The following is a 21301-nucleotide window of genomic DNA, read 5'->3' as shown; positions in this document are numbered from 1 at the left end:
CATGACGACTGCCAAAGTCCTATTGTTGGTGCTTAGCACTGAGTAGTTAGCGCTTAGCATTTAGCATTTAGTAGTTAGTACTTAGCCTTCATGATGACAATAACACCCGATAACCAATCGGACTATCGGGTGCTTTATATTATATTTGAGTTTGCAGCGCTTAGCTTACGTTTTATGCAGGAATTTGCGTATAGCTAATGCCAGCCATCTGGGTAGCCAAACGCAAGACCTGAGTACTATAGCCTACTTCGTTGTCATACCAGATATATACGATAGCATAATTATCAGTCAAAATAGTTGCTTGCGCATCGACGATACCAACATGAGTGGTCCCAACAAAGTCGGTCGACACCGCTTCAGTCGAGTCTGTATAAGCGATTTGCGACTGCCAAGTGCGACTGTTGGCGATTTTGCGCATAAACGCATTTAACGCATCAGCACTCTCTGGCGCGGTTTTTAGATTTAAGTTCAAAATCGCAAGACTCACGTTGGGGGTCGGAACGCGAATGGCATTGCCAGTTAGCTTACCACTGAGCTCCGGTAATGCTTTACCGACTGCTTTTGCAGCGCCTGTGCTGGTGATGACCATGTTCAATACGGCACTACGGCCACGGCGGTCTGATTTGTGATAGTTATCAATTAGGTTTTGATCATTGGTAAATGAGTGAATGGTCTCGACGTGACCGTTTTCGATACCGTACTCATCGTTTAGTACTTTTAGCGTTGGGGTAATAGCGTTGGTGGTACAGCTGGCTGCACTGACGATGGTATCATCGCCGACTGTGTCATTGTTGACACCATACACGACGTTTTTGATATCACCGCCTGCTGGTGCGGTTAGGAGTACTTTTTTGACACCAGTAGATTGTAAGTGCTTACCAAGGCCATCTTCGTCTTTCCAGATACCTGTGTTGTCGATCACCAATGCATCAGCGATGCCATAAGCGGTATAATCGATGGTGCTTGGGTCATTGGCATAAATCACTTGTACAAAGCGACCATTGATGATCAGGCCGTTGTTGTCTTCATCAACCGTCACGCCGCCAGCAAAACTACCATGGATAGAGTCGCGCTCTAACAACGACGCACGCTTGGCCAGATCGCCTGCTTTTGCAGGACGTACAACGATGGCTTTTAGCTGCAAGCCTTTGGCACTAGATGCTTGCGATAACAATAGGCGAGTCAAGATACGACCGATACGGCCAAAACCGTATAGTACCACGTCAGTGGCGCTGTTCATCGCCCCTTGCTCGTGATTGACAGCTTGCAGGGCAGCCTGTACGTCAGTGTCAGAGGCGATTAGCTGGCCGACATCGATACGAGCGGCTTGAAGGCCTTTATTTTCTGCCAAAGTTTTTACCATGGTCAAGGTGTCAGCGACTTGGATGGTCTTTGCGCCTTGCTCACGCAATGCTACTTTTTGATGCAGTGCCAATATTTGACCCACTGAGCTGGTATCTAGCGTTTCGCCGAACAAAGTCACTTGTACGTCTTGCTCATTATAAAGCTTATTTAGCAGCCCCATTAGCTCAATGGCTTGTTGCTCTTGGGCGTTGTAGTTGCTCAAGTGGTCTTGATGTAATTGGCGTAAGGTATCAGCGTTGCTCACGAGAAACATCCTTATGGTCAGTAATGTATGATCAGTAAAGTGTGAAGAAAAATAAATAGATGGGCAGTTTTGGCTCTAAGCGTTGACACTTATGGAGTCATCAAGACTCTCGATTTTGGTTATTTGCGTTAGAGTATGTAGAGCGCCTAGATTTTAGCCTAAAACGCCCTATTTTGCCAGTCATTAACCACGCGAACAGGATTATGGGACCAAGTTGACCGTTTGTTTGGACTGCGGTGTCAGCTTAAATTCTTTTAAATCGTAGCCTTGCTGCTGGGCAATTTGACGATATTTGGCGTACGTTTCTTGAGCGATATCTGGTGAGCGTGCCAGCAACCAAAGATAGTCTTTGTCAGGCGTCCCTACCAAGGCAGTTTTATAATCGCCATCACGTGCCAGCACCCAATAGTCGGCACGGCCCACTGGCAGCCAGCGTATCCACGATGGCAAAAACGTAACCTTGAGTTTACTACCAGTGGCATCAGCAGGTTTGGCCAAACCGTCAGCAACGATCTCTACGCCGTCATTATCCAAGCACTTGTTGGTGACGATAACGCCCGAGCCATCCGTTTTTTGCGTATAGTTGGCCGTCACATCGCCTGCACAGTTACGCTGAAAATACATCGGCAAACGACCTATCTCATACCACGTCCCCGCGTATTTGTTTAGATCCACACTGTCGACTGTGGTCGGCGTGGTCGCAGATTTATGGATGATATCACTCGGCTGCACAGCTAGTGTCTCTGTCATTTCAGCTCTGCTGGTCTTTGCCACTGTGCTTGATTTTGCCGCTGTGGTTGTCTCAGGCGATGCAGCATAAGCAGAAAATGCCGCCAGAGGTATGATAATCGCTAAGGCTATGCCTGTGTGCTTGATCAATCCATTCATAAATACGCGCTCCGGTATTTCGCTATATGAGTCTGTATAAGACGTAGAGCCGTAGGATGTCTGTCCATCGGCTGCTGATGAACTAGGCTTTGATGACGCGCCTACTTTCTTAGACTTGTCGTAGGTATTAAGAGCGCTTTGCTGCATGATTGCATCCACAGGCGTCTGTCCATGACCCGTCAGGCACTTTGACGTTGTGTGCTTATCTTTTGGCGGCGAGGTTGCCTGGATGTCATCCATCATGACAGAGTCTTTTATTTTGGCAGGTTTTTTGCTCACCTTTTTATAACCAAAATAACTGTCTTGTAAAGACACCTGAGTGGGCGCTGGCTGCGAATACCTGCTACTCGCTATCTCATCTACCAGATCATCACGATAGCTGGCATCATTGCTAGCAGCATGACTGACATTGTCTGTTTGCTGTGCGCTGCTTTTGGTCAATTCACTGTGTAAATAGCAGTCGCTAAATGAACTGCTCTGCTGAGATTGAGAACCAGCTTCCTGTGAATCAGACCAAGCTGATTTAGGTAACTTATTGGTTTTCATAGATATACCGTATTTATTATGTCTGTTAAATATGCTTGATACACTGTCAATTTTATACGTTGTAGATAACACCTAATGGGTGTAGTCGTGGTCTTACGTCTTAACCTAAGCCTATAATGGCGCTATCGTCGATTCTAAATAAAGCAGATACACTATATGTCAACGTGGGACTGGTATAAACACATAAGAATATCAGTAAGTATCAGCGCGCTTTTTTACTAAACGCTATTTACTAAATGCTGTGTCTGCCATACTGTTTTTATAATAAGGTATCGTTTGGATAAGCGATAAATAGTTAGCTGTTTAGGGGCGTTTTAATCGGTATTTAATTGACTTTGTTAGACGGTATATATTAAGACCAGCTACCCCACAAAAACAGTGTCGCAATGTAGGGAAACGCAACGGTTTGTAAGTAGATATGTGTTTATGATGCAATATAAATACATGTTTACCAAACAGATAAATACGCTAAAAAATCAGTGGCTTAGCCGACTTAATATTTGTTGTGTTTTTGCAGTTTTGCGCCTATAAAAACTGACGAATGCCCGCCACACTGACGCCGCCGTATTGCTTGGCTTTATCGATCATTGACGGCGATAATCCACCCAAACCAATGACGGGCATGTCAGCCAGTTTGGTCAGTGAAGACCATGCCTGCCAGCCAAGTGGCGTAGTATCGGGATGGGTTTGGGTAGACAGGATGGGCGATACAAAAATACCGATGATAGGCGGCAGTTGTTGCTGGATGCGCATGCGTGCCAGCTGATTGGCGGCGGCGATGCTCTCGGCATCATGACAGCTGACGATAAGTGGTTGCCCTGCGGGTATTGAGTCGGCAGCGGCCGTCTGACCATATTGGCTATGTTGCCAGCGCAGCAGCTCCGTGTGAGTCAGATGGTATGCGCTGATGGGCTGGTGTGCCATTAGCGCCTGAGAGGTGGGCGTATCCCCGATCTCAGCGCTACTAGAGCCATCATTAGTCAATGGCAAAATAGCCTGAATATCTGGTCGCCTCTGCATGAGCTGGGCAATTGTGCGGTCAGCGCGTGACACACTTGCGTCTTTGAGCCGTACATACACCCACGCACTGGGCAAAAGGTGCTGCTGGTGGTAGGCCAGCCATGCTGCCGCTGGATCGGTGTGGCCGCCAAAATGCGCTAAGGGGTAAGTGATGGCGATGGCAGGTGGCAGCTGCAGCCACTGTAAAATCGTACGATTGGCCGCTGGCAATGGGTACTCACCTGCCAGTAACGCTCGCTTATCCACCCACTTGAGCGCCTGCCCCTCTAGACCATGCTTAGCCAGTTTATGCTGCTCGTATTGCTCTGCTGTCAGCTCAATTTGATATACCTGCAAGCTGACCTGCTTATCACCATAGTCGTGATGGATACGGCCAAGCTTGACCATCAGGTTGTCAGCGACATTGATGCCTATCTCTTCGGCGACTTCTCGTATTAACGCCCGCTCGGCACCCTCCTGTGCTTCGATCTTGCCACCGACAAACTCATAAAGATTGCCCTGATGCTGCGCGGCATGACGAAACCCAAGGAGATAGCAGTTTTTATAATAAATGACAGCCACGGCGACATTGACAACGTTGGCGCTAGCATTGGCTTTGGTGCTGGCAGGCATGTGGGCAGTGTTGGTAATGGGCGAAGGATGGTTTGTGTGGGTCATGAGGGTCCTTGAGGGCATTAATAGCTACTTGGAAATAGTAATGATAGTAATGATGGATGATATTGATGACGAAATACTAACTGCCATCTGACTGCCTTTAGCGGTGCGCTGATTTTAGCAAACGGCTGGTTTTCGATATTCGGCGAGCACAAAAAAGTGGTTGATAGCAAGGTATTTATATAAGTTTACATAATAACTGCATTTTATTTTATCAATTAGCTTGCAAAATCATTAAATCTAAATGATAATTATTATCGTTAAAGGTAGTAGTTCTATTGCCACTTATTGTTTTATCACTTTATCAAAAGGAATTTATTATGAGCATGGTCATCTCTCGTTACTTAAACTGTCGCGAAAATCGTCTGCCTACTTTGCAGTCGCAGCACCTATTTGCCTTAACCAAAGAAGTCCGTATCGAACATGAGGGCGAAGAGTATCGCCTGCGCCTAACTCGTAATAACCGTTTGATTTTGACCAAATAAATTGACATCTGTCTGTTATCAGACATCGCCGATAATAAAAAACGCCTTCTATCAAAGGCGTTTTTTATTGCAGCGTGCCCCTGTTTTAAAAATAGGGATAGCAGTGAGATACATTGCAGCCAAATAAGGAAAATGTATACCAGCCGCGACGCTCAATCTATAACTGTTTTATGTTCAACTAACCATATCCATTTTAGAACTGCCAACTATACACCACATCCACCGCGTTTTCTGCAGCTGAGGTAGCCTCGACATAGATGCGCCGTGTCAGCTGATAACGAATAGACAAGCTGTTTTGGGCATTAAACACCCCCACGCCATAGCGAATATACAGATCCGGTGTCACATAACCTGTGACATTGACGTTGGTGTCTTCACTACTGCCTGAGGCATCTACGGTCAGACTTTGCAAACCAAACACCTGACCTATCTGATTGGTCAAGCTGCGCGTGCCGCTAAGCCCAAAGCTCAAGCCGGCCGCCGCCAAGTTGTTGGTGACCTGCGACTTAAAGCCTTGCTCACTGATTTGGGTGGCGCTCTTGTTATTGATTCTACCGGTGACCAGAGCATTCATCGCTTGCTGCTGGGTGAGTCCTGCATTATTAAAGACGATGATATTTGGGTTTTCTGTATTACCCTTAACCCGTAAGCCCACCGTCTTACCACTGATGGTTTTGACCGCCTCGATACTAAGGTTGGGCTTCATCACATCGCCATTAAAGCGTACTTGCCCATAATTTAGCTCCAGACTTTGACCAAAAGCGTTGATATTGGTGCGACGTGACACCTGCACTACCCCTTTTGCGCGCATGATACCAGTGCCATTTTGATTGATGTTAATCGCCCCAGCCAAAGGAATGACCGCACCAAAGCCACGGAAGTTGATATCGTCACCCAAGTCGACACCGATATCGGCATTGATCGACCAAGGCTTGGAGACTGCTAATACCTCATCGATATTGCCAATCAAGCGGCGGTCAAGAACGACAGCATCTTCTGTCTGAGTGATGATATCTTCGCTGGCCTCTGGCGGACGGATGGTCGCTGATGGCACGCTCACTGCCCCTTTGATATCGACATAACGATCGCCTGGGCGCACGATGATATCGATGTCAGGGTTGATCTCAGCGACGAGCAAAGGCGGCTGGGTGATGACCAAGCGCTCACCGACGATACTGAGCTTGGCTTGCAGTTTTTGCTGCCAATTCACCGTGCCTGTCAAAGTACCTGTGCCCGAACCACTATTAAAGGTACCATCGATGGTCGCCTGTGTACCGCGGATTTTGGCCTCAGTATTGACATTGGTCAGATTGACGGGCAAATCAAGCATGGCAATACGGCCATCTGCCAGTTTGACATCACCATAAAACTGCGGTTTATCCAATGTACCGCCTAGACCACCTGCCATCGTGACATTGCCCTCCAATACTCGCATGCCTGGGAAAAACGGCTTAAATATCGCTAAATTCAGCTCATTGAGTACCAGCGCGCCAGAGATTGGCTTGGGTGTCTTATAGGGGTCTACAATCACCTCAGCATAGCCACGGGCGCCGCGCCCTGTATTGATATCTGTGCGTAGCTTGATACCTTCAGGCACCGACAACGCAATCAGGGACACGCGTTTGTACGGTAATGTCACCGGCGCACTATCACCATCTTGAATCAAGCCGATTTTGCCATTGTCCGAGTATAGCGTAGTATTGATGGTCGGTGGACGACCACGCTGCCAGCCGACGATGGCCTTACCATTTATCTTGCCATGCCATTCAATATCTTTGGGCAAAAATACTGAAAACAGCGTGGTATCAAGGTTTTGTAAGGCAATATTGACTTCGCCTTTGTCTGGTGAGGCAATTAAGTTGTCGCGTAGGCACAGCTTGCCACTTTGGTCAGACGCTTGCCAGCAGTGTGCGGCCAGCTGTACTTTAAAGTCGTTGCGACTGCCGTCTTGCTCATGAGGCAAGTTGACAATCAGCTGAGCAGGCTGCAGCTGGTTTAGGGTAGCGTATTTAGACTTTATACTCCCTTTACCGATGACCCCTGACCAGACAAGCTTGTCACGATTAAAGCCGCCTTTGAGTCTGGCACCAATATCGAGCTGCTCATTAGCCACATCCAGATCGACCACATGCGCCTGCTCGGTACCATTAAAGGATGCTTTGACACTTTTAAAGCTTTGCTCTGCTGCATCCAGACCTTCTGCCGTCACGATAAGCTGGCTTGGACTGTTTGCTAAATTGACAAGCTTGCCACGCACGCGGCCTTGACGCAGGATAAATCCTGGCAGCGCGATGCGCTCACCGACCAAATCGATATAAATGGTGGGCAGTGCCTGTCCTGCTGGCTGCGATAAGGTTGCGCCGCCTGTGACTTTACCCGCAAGTTTGTCTGATAGCTGATCAAGGCTTGTGATATTGATTTTGGTTTGTAGCTGCTGGGCGTTGCCATCAGCAGTGACGTAGTTGTCGCCCCAGCGTAGCACCAAATTATCGGCATTTAAGCTATCGATTAGCGCATTGACTTGTTTATATTGCGCTTGCGCATCCTGCGTTTGTAAGCGCTTAAAGTAGCTTGCTAGATCTTTTGGCAACCGCATTTTCGCCGTCAAGCTGCCTTTGGCACTAAGCGGCTGGCCTTTTAGTCGACCACTTACATCTACCTGTCTGATATTGACGGTTTGCTGATTGTCACCCCAGCGGCCATCCGTATCGATCGTACCAGTGATGAGGCTGGGCGTATCTTTTAGGAAGTATCCGATATTAAAACGATCCATGACCGCCTTGATATCCCACGCGATGCCTTGACGTACATCAACCGTACCTGTCGCATCGATACTACCCGCAGCGCCTATATGACGCAGACGCTTGATACGAATCAACTGAGCATCGCCGCTGGCATCTATCGTCAGCTGACCCGCTGGCAGCTGCTCGGCGTCTAACACGCCATCGAAGTTTATGGCAAAACGCTGCAGCTTTCCTGAGGCGTTGGGGTTGTTTTTGGCAGCCGTTTGCCACGCACCGCTGGTGGTCAAGTCGCCTGTGACAATCGCTGCATTATTGGGTAAAAAATACCCCACATTAAACTTGTCAAAACGACCATCTACTGTCCAGCCGATATGGTTGCGCAGGTCGATGACACCCTTGGCATTGACCGCCCCTGCTTCACCGTTATAGGTTACGTTTCGAATACTGATGAGTTTTGGCGTGCCCGCTGCGTCAATTGAGAGGCGACCTTTTGGTACATCAGCGGTATCGACTTGACCAGCAAAACGAGCGTCAAACACCGACAGCTCACCTCCGACGATATCGACACTGGCATCGCCTGTGCCTGTCAGCCCAATACGACGGCCGTCTTGTGTGGTATCGAGCGCTGCTTGTAAGTCAGTATTGTTTAGGGTGACGATATGACGCTGGCCACGCGCGCCGCCCTTATTGATATTGAGCAAACGACCGCGCGCGCTGATACTGCCAGTCAGGCGCTCTAGCGGCAAGTCGCTACGATACGCTTTTGGTAGCAAGCCATTGGTACGTGCATCTATCTGCCATGTCAGCGGACGGTTTTTGCGCGCCAATTGGATTTGGCCGGTACCAGACAAGTCGCCCACCACACCATTGTAGTTGAGGCGATTGATATCAATGACGTCGCCAGCTTTACGCACGCGTACATCATAATTGCCTTTAGGGGCAGCGTTTAGCTCATTGATGGTGGCATTGGCATCGACCGACAGACGCGAGCCGCGAATGATGACGTCTGCTTGCCCACGTGGGCTGTCGATATTGCCGATGCTTGGTACATCACGGCGGATGAGGTTTTGCCAATTGGCATCGATATACCAAGGCGCGGCTTGTGTGGATTTGGCCGATACTTTACCACGCGCGATATTGGCGTTGACATGCTCGCCATCACGCTGGCGCAAATCAGCATCTATCTGTAGATTACCATTACTGTCTTGCTGCTGATAATGGACTGACAGTCTGCCATTTAGTTTTTGCGGTGCGTATGCTTTAAAGTCGGCGTAGTCATCTGGGATGGCACGGCGAATATCAAAGTTACTGCCAGTGGCGCGCACTTTGGCATCAAAGCTGTCTTGCCAGTCCAAGATGCCTTGTAATACAAGATTACCCGCGGGTACTTGAGCATCTAAGCGATCGACGCGCAGCTGACTATTGGCAATGATACCGCGGCCTTGATAATGTCCTGATGGGATATCTTTGGCAGTCAGCTCGGTATTGATGCGCAGACGTATTTCGGAGATGACCCCTGTGGCTGTCGCCGTACCGCTTTGTAGGCGGATGTTTTGGCTCTCAGCATACGGAATCAAAATATCATCCCATTGCAGCTTTGCCTGAAACGGCGAGCCGTCATCTAAGCCCTGAGCGACAAAACTACCGCTGACGTCGCTGTCGTTATAGCGGCTACGCACTTTACCAACGGTGCGTTTTAGCGTACCTGTGGCCGTGACATTGAGCGGATCGATATAGGCTTTTTCTAGCGCGCTGACCTCTACGATAGCGCTCAAATCTAGCGGGTAATCACCCTGCAACTCAATCTCACCTTGCAATGCGCTGACGTTGACGATATCAGCATACTGCAAGTCGCCGCGACCCACGGTGACCTGCGTACCAACCCACGTCAAATCACGGGCGGCGATATCATGCACCACGATAGGTTCTTTGGTCACTTGTTTATAAATGATGTTTTTTATTTTGGCCTGATCAAAACGCAGGTTCACTGGTAGTTGCAGGGTTTTATAATCAAATGGCTCGCCCGTTGGCGGCTGGTTGTTGATGATCTCGATGGTATGAATGTCTGCATCGCGCAAATGCACTTCTTTGGCAAACATCGCACGCCAGCCTATTTTGACATACGCCTTATCGACCAAAATCTCAAGGTCGTCAGTCGCGTTGATATCGATATCGCTGACCCAAATACCATCGCGCAGATTGCCACGGCCATATTTAAAATCAATGCCTGTCTCAGCGCTGACTTTTTCTAAAATAAACTTCGTGCCCGACTCGGTGCCTGCAGCATAAAAAAACGCCACCAACATAATCGCCAAGACGATGGTGATGAGCACCAACAATTTGAGCAAAAAAGACAGTGGATACCAACGCCTGACAGCACGAGCATCGCGCTGTGCTGGGTCTTCATCTGGTGCGTTATTGGGCGGGGTGTTTTTTGTCAGCATGACACTCAACTACGTTAAAAAATGATGACCAGCAATGGTACGATAAATACGAAAAATGACAATAAAGCTATAAGGGCGAACCAATAAAGAAGTGCAGTCTAACCGGAATACTCTCCTCTGTCACACCCGCGGCGACATCCACCCGTACCACACCGACGGGGGAAGCCCAGCGGATACCGACACCGACGCCGACCTTGGTATCTGTCTCAAAGTCTTTGTCGTAGGCATTACCCACGTCCGTAAAGAAAGCACCGCGAAACCCTGGTCTAAACTCATAGTTATACTCAGCGCTACCGACTGCCAGCACCTGCCCGCCTGTCAAGTAGCCCTTATCTAGCGGGGATAAACTCTCATAGTCGTAGCCGCGAATACTTTGGTCGCCGCCTGCAAAAAAACGCAGCTTATAAGGCACATCATAAAAATCATCTGCCCAAATATAGCCTGTATTGAGACTGCCTAATACCTGATGTTTTTTATCGTCACCAAAGCTATAAATACCACTGACACCAGCGCGAACAATGGCCAAATCGGTGTCGCTCAGCGCTTTGTCAGTCCCAGCTTCGAGCGAGTAATACTGGCGGATACCGCGAGTCGGGTTGGTCGTACTGTCCACGTCGGTTTTGTTCATACCATAGCCAAACAGTAATGCTCGCTGTTTGGGTTTAGAAGACGTAAAGCGAATGGGCAGGTCATCAAGCTCTGTCTCATCTACGCCCGTTTCTAGCTCATCTAAGCGATAACGCATAGAGTAGCTGCGGTTCCAGCCACTGTCGCGGCGGATGTTTCGGGCAATGGCCGCTTTTAGCGTTTTGGTGGACAAATCAAAGTTACCTTCGCCTTGATCAATGACCTCTTCTTCATAGGTCAGACGCCCATCTAACTTATCATTGAGCGGATGTTTCCAAGGCCTGCTACCATAGACAGCGACATTTTTCGTGATTCTTGAAACCTCAGTCTCTGCCCCTGCTTGATAGCCTTGACGATTGAGCAAATTATAATCTATTTTGGCAGTGGCCCTGACACCTGTGTCTGTCCCATAGCCTAGACCGACTTGCGCATCACGCGGCTTGTTGGAGGACACAAAAACATACAGCGGTACTTTTTTGCTTTCAGCCACGTCTTGCGGGGTTTTACGTCCTGCCAGCGTGGGCGGCACAAAGTTTTCGTCGGCCAGTAAGTTTTTTTCATCTGGAAATATCTTTTGTGCCACATTACTGATGGAGTCACTGATTTTACCCAAGATGCTGTCCGCCTCTTGGTCTTTTTCGTCAAGTACGCGATCATTTGGCAAGCGGCTTAAACGCTCAGCTTTTTGTTTGATGGCTTGTAGCTTATCCAGCGTGGCTTCGTCTGCCTCAAACTCGATGGTCGCGATATCGGCAGGGTCGACCGTCGCGCCGCTATTACTAGCCGAGCTTTCGCTTGCGACACCGCCGCTTTCTGCACTCATATGCCCGTCATTACTGACTGTGCTGGCTGCCGTAGCGGCATTGTTGATCGCACCATTATTGACATCATTGTCCAACACCTCATCGCCATTGGCAGTAGGCGCATTGTCAAAAGCCAAAGTGCTTGCCTCACTGCTCTCATCAGGTGGCAAAATGGACTCTACGTTGACGGTGTTAAAATAACGGGTCGCCGACAAATCGTTACTAAACTTGGTCACCGCTGGCCGATAAAACTTGTCGCCCGGCTCAAAGCCGATGAGCTGCTGTAACAATGACATCTCAACAGGTAGCTTGTCAGGGTCTCGTGTCAGGGTGTTGGTCGCTTCATCATAAGTAAAAAACACCACGTCATCAAACTCGTAACGATCGCCTGTGTTATAAACCAAAGCGACGTCGGCGGTGTTGTCTGGCAAGATGATATCAACCGATTTGTTTAGCCAATACTCATCAAAATAACCATAAGTGTTACTCAACGACTCCAAAGCCGCTTTGCTGTTTTTGTAGACGCGGTGGTTAAAGATATCGCCCTCTTGTGGTGGCAAGTCCGGTTCAAGCGCAGCAAACTCCGGCTGCTCACCGCCTTCGCCGCGAATCTCGACGATGCGGCTGTCCACACGCACCGGCTCTCCCAGATTTTCGATGATGACATCAATCCTATCGCTGTTAGGCTGACGCAAGCGCAAAGTCACATCATAATACCCCACTGCTTTTGCCGCATCTAATGCCGTCTGACGCAGGCGAGGCAAAGCTGCAGTAAAGTCAACGACCGACTGAACTGTCGTATCATCCAGCGCCGCTTTGATGTTTTTTATCGGTTGGGTATCGTCATCGGCTTTTTTGAGCTTTGGTTTGCCATCACCTGTATCTGCTGCCTGCTGTAGATAGACAGTTGTGTCGACATGCGGCAACGCCCTCACTCCCCCATTAAACAGGCGATTATAAAGGCGCTTGATGATATTGCCATTGTTACGGGCTAGCGGTTTTTTTTCATCAGCTTGCTCGATACTTTGGCTGACCGCCTGCGTATCGGTTTGATAATCTGGCAAATAGTCATCAGGATTGATGTCTTGTGCTGCGGCACTTTCTCCATTAGCGGCGCTGGTATTGGCCACAATCTCGCTATCAGTCGCTTCATTAGTGCGGCCACTGCTGACCGAATCACTAACATCGATCGGACGCGACATCACTTCGTCTGTCTGCGCTTGTGTTGCCGCGCGCTCATCTTTCTCATTTTTACCCAGCGTTTCCAAGTTACTTGGGGTTGGCAAATTGGTGGCATCCAGCGCCATATCCAAACCCACAGGCGGAGTGGTATCGTCCAAACTGGCAATCGGAGCGTCAAAGTCTCTGTCATAGCGGCCAACACCGTCAAGGGGGCTGACATTGCTATTGCCAGTCACCGTGCTATTACTCTCTAGCATGGCACTGTTTTGACGATTAATAGCTGCCAGCTCACGCTCTATCTGCTCAGGCGTCATCATCTGATAACCCTGCTGCTGTACCTCAGCGGCCTGCTGCAACAGATTGTCGTTCGCGCCTGTATTAGACATATCACTAGCCAGCGCATCATTATTTAGGGCATTGTCGTTAGGTGAATTGTCGTTAATTGAGTTGTTATTCAGCGCATCGTTGTCGACACCATCTATCATGCTGGCCTGATTTATTTGATGACGGTCAGCGCCATTTGTGTTATTCGATCGGTTTGAGGGGTCGTTAATTGAAGAGTTATTATTTACAGCATTTGACGTTTCAGTATTTGAGTTTTTAACGTTTGATTTTTTGAGACCTAGACTTTGCTCACTATACTCATCGAGCACAGATTGATCGACAACACCTTGCTCCACCGCTTTTTTTAGGCGTAGCGCGTCTAGTGCAGCATCTACTTGCGAGCCGTCCTCTAACGGCTCACGCGGCGCTGAGCTAGCGCTTGAACGACTGTTAGCAGACTGAGTGGCAGGAGCTTTGACCATGACCGTAGGCGGCGCATCAGCCCATACCGTAGGCGCTACCCCAAAACCCACCAAGCTGGTCGTCAGCGCGGTAAATAATGCTGAGCGTGTAAAGTGCGCACACACGGCGTGAGGTCGAGCGCTGTTATCAGAGCAGATAGCCGTACTGGCACTCACGCTGTGGCCACTCACGCTATGAGTATAGGTATCCTGCGACGTCAGCAATACGTTGTGCGTTAGAGTTGATGGCTGGTGCTTCATGATTGGTTCCTATCAGCTCACGCGGTACCGTATCAACAACGATGGCCATTGTTTAGCATTACCGGTGAATAAACTTATCGCAGTGGTCTGAATTATCACTATATTTGGCAATATAGCCATGTAAATTTACAAATCATAACTTAGATAATTATGAAATCATAGCGTTGTACGCATGTATTTTTGGCAAAGCCTTGCTATTATACGGCTTAACAGCTACAAACCCTATGCTATATTTTTATAAGCTATTGATATTAATAACAATCAAAATAATCCGACTGTTTTATTTGACGGTTTTTTACTCAGCAACCGCGACCCATCGGTAGGAATTTTCATGGCAAATCAGTTTCAATTATTTAAGCATCGCCGTTTTAGCGCCATGTTTTTTACGCAGTTTTTGGGCGCCTTTAATGACAATATTTTTAAGCAAGCGCTGATATTGGTACTGACGTATACAGCGGCAAGCCAGCTGGGTATGGAAGTCAGTATCTTAAACAACTTGGCCGCCATGCTGTTTATTTTGCCATATTTTTTATTTTCAGCATTGGCAGGCCAAATCGCTGATAAGTTTGAAAAATCCAAGCTGACGCAGTTTATTAAATTGCTTGAGCTGATGATTATGGCGGTGGCAGCCGTGGGGTTTGTCTTTGAATGGTATGTTTTGCTGTTTGTCGCGCTGTTTTTGATGGGCACGCATTCGACGTTTTTTGGGCCGATCAAGTACGCTTATCTGCCACAAGCGATGAAAGAAAATGAGCTGGTCGGCGCTAATGGCTTGTTTCAGATGGGCACTTCACTGGCGATTTTACTGGGGATGATCGTCGCTGGGGTATTGACGCAGCTCTCCGCATCGCTTTATTGGATCAGTGCGACGGTGCTGTTGGTGGCTATACTCGGCTATTTGGCCGCACGCTTTATCCCGCTGATGCCTGCGATGCAGCCGGCGCTGACAATCAACTGGAATATCTTCACCACCAGTTTGAGTACGGTACGCTATCTATATTCCTTGCCGTTTTTGTTTTTTGTCATTCTTGGCAACAGCTGGTTTTGGTTTTATGGCGCGACGTTTTTGACGCAGACGCCAGAGTTTAGCAAGGTCATCTTGCACGGCGATGAGTCGGTGGTGATTTTTTTATTAACGCTGTTTTCAGTTGGCGTATCGATCGGTTCACTGCTATGTAAGTCACTGACCAAAAACCAAGTCAGCTTGCGGCTACTGCCGTTTGGTATCGCAGGTTTGAGTATTTTTGCTGTCGATTTATATTGGTCCTTATCTAGCCTAAATATGGCTGTCGCTGATGGCACACTGCTGGGTATTGGTGAGTTGGTTGGGATGAGAGGCACGTGGCGCGTCTTTGCCGACTTATTCTTTTTGGGTTTTAGTGGCGGCTTATACATCGTGCCACTGTATGCGTCGATGCAGGCATATGCGCCAAAAAGCCACCGTGCTCGTATCGTGGGGGCCAACAATATCTTTAATGCGATATTTATGGTCACCTCAGCGATTTTTTCGATTGTTATTTTAAACACCTTGGGTTTGACGCTACCGCAGTTGCTTTTGGTGACAGGCCTGCTAAATATCGTCTTTGGCGTGTTTTTGTATATCAAGCTGCATAAACATATCAAAGCGGCGGTCATCCAAACTCATGATGCGAGTGTTTTATAATACATTTCGCAGACGATATGTAGGCACGTGCATAATAAATAGTGGTGCTGATATTTTGGATTGTTTGCTATAGTAATGTTTGTTGTTTTTGATTATAAGTCATGAGGAGTGAATTATGGCCCCGCGTCCTTTATCCAAAGTCGACCAGTTGTTAGTTGGGGTCGATAAGGCGTTACGAGCTGTCGTCCCACATTCAAATCCTAGTACGCGCCCCTTACCGGTGAGTAGTGATGAGATTCCTGAGCTGAGCATCACCGAGGCACGTCATGTCGCAGGGCTGATGCGCATCAATCACACAGGCGAAGTATGCGCGCAAGGCCTGTATCACGGTCAAGCCTTTAGCGCAAAAGACGACGGTGTCAAACAAGCCATGCAGCAGTCTGCCGAAGAAGAAGTCGACCATCTGGTATGGTGTGAGACTCGGCTAGACGAGCTTGGTAGCCATGCCAGTATTTTTACGCCGCTGTGGTACGGCATGTCTTTTGGTCTGGGTGCGGTGGCCGGTGCTATCTCCAATGAGTTTAGCTTGGGGTTTGTCGCCGAGACAGAAGCGCAAGTCAGCGAGCATTTACAAGATCATATCACCCAGCTACCAGAGCAAGACCAGCGCTCAAAAGAGATATTGGCACAAATGGATATCGAAGAGCTGCATCACCGTGAGCTGGCGCTCGAAAATGGGGGTGCGGCGCTGTCACCCGCTGTACGCCAGACGATGCGCTGGATGGCCAACCGTATGAAGGCCACCGCTTACCACTTATAAAGGCTATCGTATTAACAATCCTACTACTGATAGCGCTCAGTTTAATTTGCTAGGGTATAAAAAATTTGTACGCTTTTGCCCTGAGATGTCTCAGGTATCTGGTATCTGGTATCTTCAGATGAGTAAATACTGGCCATCAGCTACATTATAAAATCATACAACAACCAACCTATGAATACTAATAAACACTAACTTACTAATATTGACTTACTAATAAGGTAGCTATTTTTATGAAAACCACTACATTATCGACCAGCGTATCTCCCAAGGCGCCAGCGCTGGCAACTTTGACAGCCGTTGCTGCCGCTTGCGCCATGATGCTCTCTGCGCCTGCTCATGCAGCCGAAGCACAAGCTGCGAGCAGCGCGACTGATGCCACTAACGCCGCCTCTGTACCGAGCGCCATCGACTCAAGCAAACGTGTCATTCGTCTGGCTCAGCCAAAGGCGGATAACGCGGCTAGCACAAACAGTACACCAGCCCCTCAAGCTACCGCGCCGCAAACCGTCACCGCCCCGCAGCCACCCACCGTACAAAACCGCCCGCCGATGAGTACGTTGCAGCCACAAGACGTCAGGCCACCAGCGACACCTGAATTCACTGGTACCACACGTGTCTACGATCCAGGTCCGATGAATGCCACTGGCATCGACCTTCGTAGTGGTCAGCTGAACAACATCCCCACGCCGCAAGTACAACTGTCTGATGTCAGCTTTGTACCGACGGTACTGATTCCGCAACAGACGAGCAATAATAATGACAAGCTTGATGTCAGCCTACTCGATGACTTTATCAAAGATGTCTCACCCAACGCTCGTCATTACCCACCCAACTTCCCTAACCGCTCACAGCGTCACTACACCCGCGAAAAAATCAAGGTGTTGGCAGAGTGGATTGAGCCTTATGCCAAAGAGCCAAACGCGTCTTATGATGTACTGATTCGAGCAGCGAAGCTCAATGGCATGGGCCGCAACCTAGACTTGGGCTCGGACTATACCATCCGCGGTGGGCAGTATGTGGATCGCGCCATCAAAATTCAGCCAGACAGCGGCGAAGCCAACTTCTTGTATGGCATGATGCTCTCAGAAGGTGGTGGGTTTAAAGAAGGTCAAAAGTACTTAGACCGTGCCGTCTCGTTGGGCTACACCGAAGCAGAGCAAAGCTTGGCACAATCAGACCTTCTTAGCGATCGCCGTGACAAAGCCTTGGAGCGTCTGCGTCGCCTTGAAAGTCAGAACCCCGACAACGACATTATTCCTCAGCAAATCAAACTTATCGAAGAAGGTAAGTTTTATATCTGGGATATTCCTGCCCCTGACATCGATGTCAAACCAAGCGTCTAATCTGCTGTACATCAGCCTGTTTGACCGATAGCCCTTATAGCGCCTTCATTTTCTCACTAAAAATGAAGGCGTTTTTTGCTGGATAATAAATAGTCTAATCACAAAAGTTACGCTACACTTATCTGCACGCCTGCCGGCACTCCTTCGCCTTTTTGACACTCGTTTTTGGGATTGACTTATGACACCGCTTAGCCTTATCAAACCGATGATGCACACCAACCAAAAAATGCGGTCGACGACCCTAGCAGTCTTGCTTGCCGCAGTAGCGCTACTGCCTGCCTGCAGCACGGTTTCTGTCAACAAACAAACCTCCGCAAAGACCATCACCGACCAGCGCGGCAATATCGTCACTGACAAAAAACTGAGTAGTGACACCGCCTCAGCGCTGCTATCTGCAGGGCTAAACGAGCAAGCCTGTATGCAGCAGTTTGATCTGTGCTTGACGCAGCTGACCGATAGCATACTAAATAAACACTACCGCCCTGCTTTAGCGATTTTTGCCGAGCTACACTATGCCAAAGCCCGTCAGTTGGCACGCTCGCAAGCTTGCCGCGACGCCTTGTCTCGTCCGCCGCTTGATCCCTACTATGCCAATGCGCCGCTAAGTGCAGAAGACGCCAAAGCCCAGCAACAAAACACCAGTCGCTGTCTCAATGACTATCAAGAGCGGCTATTTGATGCAGTAAAATCGAGCTACACCTATTTATTTTATGACGCGCTCGTACACGATTTTGAGGGAGCGGATAAGGCCAGCGGACAGTCGCAGCAACAAAACCGTATTCCCAATGATACGGATATTCAGACCCAAGACATATATAACGCGGCCAGCAACGATATCATCACTCAGCTGTACAAGTCCGCTGATGGCACGGACAAAATGATGGGCGAGGCACAGATAGAATACCTCCCCATCACCTCAAGCAAGCGTGATAGCAGCGAGCAAGCAGCCATCGCCAATTTATCACCGCTCACAGGCAAACCCACTGACCAAATCAAAGTGATGAAAATAGCTGTTGATGACTATCAGCTTGGCGTCTATCTACCAAACGAAAACAGCTACTTACAAAATGCGCACAAGCAAACCTCAGCACTTGCTGACCTAGTCTCCACTTACGAGCTGCGCCTCTCTGGCCTAAACTCTATCAGCAAACGTCCGGGGCTGGGCATCAGCCTAGTGGCATCGTTAGATGATCGTTATACCACAACGATTCGGCAACTATTGGCGTCGTCGTTGGCGGGGCGCTTGTCCTCTGAGCAAAACAGCGACAGCGTCAATGAGAATGAGAGCGACCCAAGCTCGCGTATCTATCCTACAGGCCATTTGTTATTGACCGGTCTTATCAAGCCCAGCGGCAATAGCGTTTTAGACACGCTGAGCAGCCGCACGCTCGATATCCATCTTTATAACCCGTATCAAACAGAGCATGTCAATATCTTGGGTGATAACCACCCCATCGCAGCCAATTTTTCGGCAGGCTATGGTCTTTGGTTGGCAGAAAACCAGCTGGATGGTGTCGGTTATCTTAATCTCATCACTCGCCAGCCTGAAGCCCGACTGCCCAAGCTGTTTATGCTCGAGCCCTATGACCCTGATAAGCGCGTGCTGATTATGCTGCACGGCCTCGCCTCTAGTCCTGCAACATGGGTCAATTTGACCAACGATATCTTAAACGATGATAAGCTGCGCGATAACTATCAAGTCTGGCAGATATTTTATCCCACCAATCTACCGATCTTAGAAAACCGCTATCAAATCCAGCGCCTGATCAATAGCACTTATGCCCAAACCGACCCACAAGGGCAGAACCGCGCCAGCAAAAACAGCGTGATTATCAGCCACAGCATGGGCGCTGTCATCGCCCGTATGATGCTATCAGACGACAATCTGGTCGACGATTTAGACAGCTTAGACGATCAAAACCTGCTCTCTAATAGCGAAAAGCGGCAAATTCGTGATGCTCTTAAAGCCTCATTTGGTGAGACCGAGCTCAAAGACCGCTTTGATCTCACAACCTTACCGCAAGTGGATACAGCGGTGTTTTTATCAGCGCCGTTTCGCGGCACCGATTATGCAGACCGCTGGTTTACCCGTGCGCTGCGCCGCATTGTGTATCTGCCCGTTGGGCTGGTCAAGACGGTCACAGACAATCTGGCGACCATTGCCACCCAAGGCGACTTGGCACAAAACCCACTTGGCGCTTTATACCTACAAAACGGTGCCAGCCAATTGAGTGACAAATCCTCTTTTATCCAACTAACCAAAGATATCTCTATTAACGATCGTATTACTTATCACTCCATTATCGCTAATAACGATGCCGATATCACTCAAGGTTTGGCAAAAATGCAGCCAGGCGGGGCTAAGATAGACTTATCACAAGCGCAAGAAGAAGATAGTGACTCCAATACTGTCGATAACACAGATAGAAATGTACGCCGCGAGCCTTTAGTCGCCGCTGTTACAGTTGATGGCGATATCAGTCAAGCCATCACTGAGCGGTTGTCTGACGGTATTGTGCCTTATACCAGTGCTCACCTAGATGGCGCCGCCTCTGAAACCATTATCAATGGCGGTCATAGTATACAAACCAATCCACAAACTATTTTGACACTGCGACGGATTTTGCATAAACAGCTGCAGCAGTGATATCAACACCTTTATCAGATATGCTGAATAGCAGGTATCTGGCATAAATCATATAGTATTAGTCATGCAACGCAGACAGGAAAAGGGCGACGACAATCAAGCATCTGTTAACACCCTTTTCCACGCGCAAAAATAGTTAAACGATGAGACTAAAGAGCCCTTTCATATTTCTACTATGCTGATCATTGAATGATGACAGCCTATCGAAATTAAGGTTTGTCAATTTTGCTAGCATTCATCTTAGGTGACCAAGGTAGTTTTGAGTTTTGCCAACCGTTCATAATACGAAACCCTTTCATAGCGCCTTGCTTTACCGCGCTTCCTTGAAAACCATGATCAACGTACTTGACGTTAGTAAACCCTTGAGACAACAAATAGTCCGCACTAGGTTTACCGCGTGCTGAGCCTGAGCGACACATAGTGACGACTAAAGCATCTTTATCAAGACCCTTAGCTCTAAGCGCATCTTCGACATCAGCTGCAAAATCTGGATTGCTGGGCATAGCAAAGACAGCTTTTTCATCATTAAACTGAGTGCGATCGACTTCTTTAAACGGGATATTTAAGTCAACCGCATCAGTAAAGCCGACAAACATAATCTCTACAGGGTCTCTGACATCAACGAACAGCAGCTGGCTTGCATCGTCTTGCACCAGGTTCCAAACCTCTTCGGGTGTCACTGCTAGCGCGTCCTCTGCATTGGCATATGAGCTCAGCCCAAACACAATAAGCAACCATAATATGACAATTTTCATTTCCTCTCCTTAAACTATATTCACTACAAGTATCACTCTTATCTCATAAACTCACAAAATAGCTATCTATAACTAGCCTCTTATA

The 21301-nt window shown here is 48.4% G+C and carries 11 protein-coding genes; 5 read left to right on the top strand and 6 right to left on the bottom strand.

Translation table 11 applies throughout. The features are described from left to right. Positions 1–172 precede the first annotated feature (172 nt). The 3 genes from JMX98_RS03355 to JMX98_RS03345 all read right to left on the bottom strand — a co-directional run bounded on the left by JMX98_RS03355 (position 173) and on the right by JMX98_RS03345 (position 4720). Entirely contained in the window at positions 173–1618 is a 1446-nt protein-coding gene (locus tag JMX98_RS03355; RefSeq protein ID WP_201584711.1) for a glyceraldehyde-3-phosphate dehydrogenase, read from the bottom strand. Positions 1619–1810: 192 nt separating this feature from the next. Then, positions 1811–3043, bottom strand: coding sequence for a lipocalin family protein (locus JMX98_RS03350; protein WP_201584710.1), 1233 nt, complete (start codon positions 3041–3043; stop codon positions 1811–1813). A 525-nt stretch (positions 3044–3568) separates the two neighbouring features. Next, positions 3569–4720: an NUDIX domain-containing protein gene (locus JMX98_RS03345; protein WP_227680007.1), complete on the bottom strand. Its 1152-nt coding sequence runs from the start codon at positions 4718–4720 to the stop codon at positions 3569–3571. A gap of 323 nt (positions 4721–5043) precedes the next feature. Here JMX98_RS03345 and hemP point away from each other — a divergent pair, with 323 nt between their 5' ends. Then, positions 5044–5202 carry a hemin uptake protein HemP gene (gene hemP, locus JMX98_RS03340; RefSeq protein ID WP_227672156.1) on the top strand — a complete coding sequence of 53 codons (159 nt, stop codon included), beginning with the start codon at positions 5044–5046 and terminating at the stop codon, positions 5200–5202. A gap of 193 nt (positions 5203–5395) precedes the next feature. Here the strand turns inward: hemP and JMX98_RS03335 are convergent, their stop codons facing one another. Both JMX98_RS03335 and JMX98_RS03330 read right to left on the bottom strand, forming a co-directional pair. Then, a complete protein-coding gene (locus JMX98_RS03335) occupies positions 5396–10390 on the bottom strand; it encodes a translocation/assembly module TamB domain-containing protein (protein WP_201584709.1) in 4995 nt (1664 codons plus the stop codon). Between the two features lie 67 nt (positions 10391–10457). Beyond that, positions 10458–14048: an autotransporter assembly complex protein TamA gene (locus JMX98_RS03330; protein WP_201584708.1), complete on the bottom strand. Its 3591-nt coding sequence runs from the start codon at positions 14046–14048 to the stop codon at positions 10458–10460. 331 nt (positions 14049–14379) lie between these two features. Between JMX98_RS03330 and JMX98_RS03325 the strand changes: the two genes are divergently transcribed. From JMX98_RS03325 to JMX98_RS03310, 4 genes are all read left to right on the top strand, one after another. After that, complete coding sequence (locus tag JMX98_RS03325; RefSeq protein WP_201584706.1) at positions 14380–15711, top strand: MFS transporter; 1332 nt, start codon at positions 14380–14382, stop codon at positions 15709–15711. A gap of 115 nt (positions 15712–15826) precedes the next feature. Then, positions 15827–16471, top strand: coding sequence for a 2-polyprenyl-3-methyl-6-methoxy-1,4-benzoquinone monooxygenase (gene coq7 / locus JMX98_RS03320; protein WP_192993828.1), 645 nt, complete (start codon positions 15827–15829; stop codon positions 16469–16471). A 230-nt stretch (positions 16472–16701) separates the two neighbouring features. Continuing rightward, a complete protein-coding gene (locus JMX98_RS03315) occupies positions 16702–17814 on the top strand; it encodes a tetratricopeptide repeat protein (protein ID WP_201584705.1) in 1113 nt (370 codons plus the stop codon). Positions 17815–17992: 178 nt separating this feature from the next. Next, positions 17993–20461 carry an esterase/lipase family protein gene (locus tag JMX98_RS03310; RefSeq protein WP_227680005.1) on the top strand — a complete coding sequence of 823 codons (2469 nt, stop codon included), beginning with the start codon at positions 17993–17995 and terminating at the stop codon, positions 20459–20461. Positions 20462–20670: 209 nt separating this feature from the next. On the opposite strand, the gene JMX98_RS03305 is transcribed toward JMX98_RS03310, so the two are convergent. Further along, entirely contained in the window at positions 20671–21216 is a 546-nt protein-coding gene (locus tag JMX98_RS03305; RefSeq protein WP_201584704.1) for a rhodanese-like domain-containing protein, read from the bottom strand. Positions 21217–21301: the final 85 nt, after the last annotated feature.

This window comes from Psychrobacter sp. HII-4 (genome assembly GCF_904846595.1).
Lineage (GTDB): Bacteria > Pseudomonadota > Gammaproteobacteria > Pseudomonadales > Moraxellaceae > Psychrobacter > Psychrobacter celer.
The sequence above is the reverse complement of the archived record's forward strand: the minus strand, read 5'-3'. Positions and strand labels throughout refer to the sequence as shown.

Coding starts and splice junctions, on each gene's coding strand:
- JMX98_RS03355 (WP_201584711.1), bottom strand. CDS start 1,618: ATGTTTCTCGTGAGCAACGCTGATACCTTACGCCAATTACATCAAGAC.
- JMX98_RS03350 (WP_201584710.1), bottom strand. CDS start 3,043: ATGAAAACCAATAAGTTACCTAAATCAGCTTGGTCTGATTCACAGGAA.
- JMX98_RS03345 (WP_227680007.1), bottom strand. CDS start 4,720: ATGACCCACACAAACCATCCTTCGCCCATTACCAACACTGCCCACATG.
- hemP (WP_227672156.1), top strand. CDS start 5,044: ATGGTCATCTCTCGTTACTTAAACTGTCGCGAAAATCGTCTGCCTACT.
- JMX98_RS03335 (WP_201584709.1), bottom strand. CDS start 10,390: ATGCTGACAAAAAACACCCCGCCCAATAACGCACCAGATGAAGACCCA.
- JMX98_RS03330 (WP_201584708.1), bottom strand. CDS start 14,048: ATGAAGCACCAGCCATCAACTCTAACGCACAACGTATTGCTGACGTCG.
- JMX98_RS03325 (WP_201584706.1), top strand. CDS start 14,380: ATGGCAAATCAGTTTCAATTATTTAAGCATCGCCGTTTTAGCGCCATG.
- coq7 (WP_192993828.1), top strand. CDS start 15,827: ATGGCCCCGCGTCCTTTATCCAAAGTCGACCAGTTGTTAGTTGGGGTC.
- JMX98_RS03315 (WP_201584705.1), top strand. CDS start 16,702: ATGAAAACCACTACATTATCGACCAGCGTATCTCCCAAGGCGCCAGCG.
- JMX98_RS03310 (WP_227680005.1), top strand. CDS start 17,993: ATGACACCGCTTAGCCTTATCAAACCGATGATGCACACCAACCAAAAA.
- JMX98_RS03305 (WP_201584704.1), bottom strand. CDS start 21,216: ATGAAAATTGTCATATTATGGTTGCTTATTGTGTTTGGGCTGAGCTCA.